Annotated in this window: 4 protein-coding genes; all 4 read right to left on the bottom strand. The window is 35.7% G+C overall.

The genetic code is table 11. From position 1 onward, the window contains the following. Window positions 1-236 precede the first annotated feature (236 nt). The 4 genes from AB8M93_RS18425 to AB8M93_RS18410 all read right to left on the bottom strand — a co-directional run bounded on the left by AB8M93_RS18425 (window position 237) and on the right by AB8M93_RS18410 (window position 3,504). On the bottom strand, window positions 237-1,427 hold the full coding sequence (locus AB8M93_RS18425) for an acyltransferase family protein (RefSeq protein WP_373060403.1): 1,191 nt from the start codon (window positions 1,425-1,427) through the stop codon (window positions 237-239). Window positions 1,428-1,549: 122 nt separating this feature from the next. After that, window positions 1,550-2,356 (bottom strand): LytR/AlgR family response regulator transcription factor, encoded by an 807-nt coding sequence (locus AB8M93_RS18420; protein WP_373060401.1) that lies wholly within the window; start codon window positions 2,354-2,356, stop codon window positions 1,550-1,552. Window positions 2,357-2,408: 52 nt separating this feature from the next. Next, window positions 2,409-3,110, bottom strand: coding sequence for a DUF6090 family protein (locus AB8M93_RS18415; protein ID WP_373060399.1), 702 nt, complete (start codon window positions 3,108-3,110; stop codon window positions 2,409-2,411). Between the two features lie 196 nt (window positions 3,111-3,306). Then, the gene (locus tag AB8M93_RS18410; protein WP_373060397.1) at window positions 3,307-3,504 is read right to left on the bottom strand and encodes a hypothetical protein; all 198 of its coding nucleotides are present in this window, start codon (window positions 3,502-3,504) and stop codon (window positions 3,307-3,309) included. Window positions 3,505-3,815 lie beyond the last annotated feature (311 nt).

Below are 3,815 nucleotides of genomic sequence, written 5' to 3'. Positions count from 1 at the left end.
TCATAATAAATATTATTTTAGAGCAAAGCTACCGGTCGAAAGTCAGCTAATCAAGATGCAGTTGGTGGGGTGGATACCAAGAAAGCTATCAGAATTTTATAGGATCTGAATATTCTGCAATACCGCTTAAGAAAAAATAATGAATCCTATTTAATTATCTAACCATAGTTTTAAGTGTGTGAAGGTTATAACCAATAATTGTAAAATATACCAGTCTAAAAGACTGCCTGTAAAAATCAAATATTTTCCTCCACTACACAGAATTTATTCATAAACTGTTTTCCTGGTACTTTCTCTTTTTTAGTACTTTTTCTGGGTTTAATCCCAAACAGAATACTCGTGACTTTAAAACGTTTAACAATTTCATACAATACCCATGCAATCCCAAAAGTCACAATGGTAAGCAATATAAATTTAATCCAGATCGCAATATCCTTATCATGTAAAAAGTAAGCAGCTATAACAGTTATAGTCTGATGAAAAATATAAAAAGGATACACCGCCCTATTGCAATATTGTACCAAACTGCTTTTTCTGTTAAGATAGGTTGCAGCATATCCGAAAATAGCGATGATCCAGCTTCCTATATTCAGAAATTTTGAAGTTATGTAAACTACATTTTGTACGGGGCCTTCCGGCTGATAAATGGCAATTATAAATACCGTAAAAGAGATTGCCCCAATTGCGAAGGCCATTTTTTTATATTGCTTTACTATTTGCCAAAAGGTTTCTTTAAAGGATATAAATAAATAACCGTAGAAAAAAAATACAAGATTAAATGCCAAATAATACCAATCCCCCACAAGTGAATGCGTCACCGGAAACAATGGCTCCATGAAAATGAAGATGAGCAACAACGGGAGTAGAAACCCAAAAATTCCCCCTTTGTTTTGAAACAATCGCTTCATTCCCTTTATGAACTTATTTTCAGGAAATTTCCTGAAATAAATAAAAACAGGACTCAGCATAACCGAATAAATAAAAAGATAGGGCAAAAACCATAAATGGTGCCAACTGAAATTTCCGGTTGGGTAGGGTTCTTTGGTAAAATAACCGTGCAGGTAAAAATCAAAATAACCGCTTGTGGTACTGGCATCAAGTAACCGTTCTATATAAACCTGTGGGGCAATTACCACTACCATTCCTGCCAATAACGGAATCATTAAGCGGTTGTGGCGTTCTTTTATAAATTGCCACCAATTCCTTTTTGAAAGTGCAAAACATGTTCCCATTCCTGAAATAATAAACAAAATAGGAATGCGCCATTGGTTTAAAAAAAGCATAGGGATGGTAAGCCCTTCAGAAATTTCATTATTCTTAATATGCCAACTCCAGGGGACGAAAAACATTCCTACGTGGTATAAAATGAGCAAGGCAAAAACCAGTACCCGTAACCAATCCAAATCATACCTTCTTACCGTTTCCATAATAAAATAGTTTTAATTGTCTGGCTCAAAAGTAAGTTGGAAACCGCTTATAAATCAAATGGATGTGTGGAGTAGCAAGCTTTTGTGACGGATTACAAGAACATTGACGAACAACAAAGCCATCAGCCGTTCATCACCTTTCTGAAAGCGGGAATCTGGCTTCGGGATACAGGAATTTTCTCCGGCACGGCTCTCATGGTAAGTTGTAGTCCCTGGGCGTTCCCCTCCACGTTTTGGATGCGTTTTGTATGTACCAAATACGACCGGTGGGTACGAACAATAGCCGAAAAATCCTTTAATTGCTTTTCTACTTGAGTTAGGGTTATCCGGCATACTTTTTTCTGAAGATGGCCAGTATCGGTACAATAAAATTCTACATAATTGCCATCTGCCTTGGCATACAAAAAATGAGCAATGGAAAGGGTGAAACTATCCGATTCATTATTTGTTTCAATAAACACTTCGGCTTCTTTTGGTGTTATTAGCGGTGGGTCTTTGGTTACTTGGGTGGCAAATTTTTTATGTAGCCGGATGAGCCTTTCCGTATTGGTAAATGTAAAAATGATGGTGAGCAAAACGCCTACCAAAAATGTATGCGATACTTCTTCAAAAAAATAATGAAAGGAAAGATTGTTGGGGTTATTGTAAATTAAATTCCTGATAAAAAAATTTCCTACCCCCATACAAAAAAACACTGCGGACAACAACCCGATTTCTTTCAGCACCGTCCAGCTTTCTTCCATTTTTTCATTTATAACAGCATTGAAGCCACCAAGTACCAGCATAAAAACAACAGCGGAGGAAAAGGATTGGATAAGTGCGGTCACCACATAGGGAAACCGATGTTCGGTCTCATTAATATGGAACGGCTTAAAGGCTACCAAAAAAACAAATACAATTACCAAAATTAATCCCGCTATCTTTGCCATCCTTTTATTCTGGAAAAAATAAGGATACGGTTGCTGTAAGAGGTTCATAGGTTTATTTTGAAACGATTTCCATATCAATTTGGGAGAGGATATGCTCAATCTCCTTTTGAGCTTTGGTGTATATTTCTTCCTTTTCCTTCATAAGCCCCGTAAACAATACAAACATATTCTGGTACCGGTAATCAAAGAGCACCTCGGGTTTTTTGACCGTAAGCGTACTAAAACTAATGACATCTACTAAGGTGGGTACGGCAAAATTCATAATAGCGGCGTTGTGAGTTTCTTCTAACCTATTAATAAGGGTATAGGTTTCTTCAAGGCTTTGCAGGTTTTCAATAATATCATAATTGGTAATATATTTTACTTCGCCGCTGTTGATGAGGGTTTGATAGACATTGCTCTTTCTTCGGAAATCGGAATATTTGGAAAGATTGGCACTTATTCCTCCCAACACTTCAATGTTGGATCGGTCATTAGCCTGAATAATGCTGATAGCGCTATGGAACTCCTTCAAATACTTTTGGTTGTACTGTTTATTGCCAACAATTTCCTCCAAATCCTCCTTGAGCTGCCGTTTTATATTTTGAAGATATTGGATTTCGGTACGCGAATTTACCCGTTGCTGATTCCAATTATGTATTTGCAGTGCCACCAATATGCCTAAAACAATAAGGAACATTTCTCCAATTAAATACACGAGGTATTTCTTAAACCTGCCTCGTTCCATATTGATCTTTCGGAAAAACTTTAGCATGGGTTCACAAGTTAGTGGGTTAGAATCTCTTTTTCTTCTTCATATTGTTCAAGCAAATGGATTTCTTTAATTTCCTAGTCCCTCATAGTAAGTCCTATAAATTGAAGCCGGTTGCGTATATTTTTATACTCAAGGTGAAACTCATGTTCAGGAAACCAGTATAATGATTCTTTAAATCTGCCTTTTTAATATATTTTTATTTTTCAATGCTTTTTATAGCATTTTCGTAGAGTCCGGTCATCAATTCTTCTTGTCCGGTTAATTCCCAAAATCTTAATTGAAATTGTACTAAAATTTTATCAATATTTTCAAGATCGTGGGCGTTGCTGTCAAAATAATAATCCAATATTTTTGAAATTGTTCTTTGCGTAAGTTCTTCTTGCATTGCATACACATGAGTAAGCTTTTGGGTTGTTTCAAAATCAAATTCCGCAATAATCCCAGTAGATTTTGCAGCCTCCCATGCTGTATTGGTTAATATAGCATCTATTAAAGATTCATTATTTGTAAGGATGCCTAAATTTAAATAAGAATATTTTCTTAAAGCTCCTTTTAAGCTATCATTCTTCCCTTCTACAATTGTTGAAATCCTATTTCTTATTTCTATATGTTTTTGTTTCCAATTATTGACACTATCCCGTAAAGTGTGTAAGTTTTAAATAAAGGGGTTTGGCTTTATTACTTAAAGTCGAACCCTTTCTTCAT

It is taken from the genome of Autumnicola aciditolerans, assembly GCF_041679265.1.
Classification (GTDB): domain Bacteria; phylum Bacteroidota; class Bacteroidia; order Flavobacteriales; family Flavobacteriaceae; genus Autumnicola.
The sequence above is the reverse complement of the archived record's forward strand: the minus strand, read 5'-3'. Positions and strand labels throughout refer to the sequence as shown.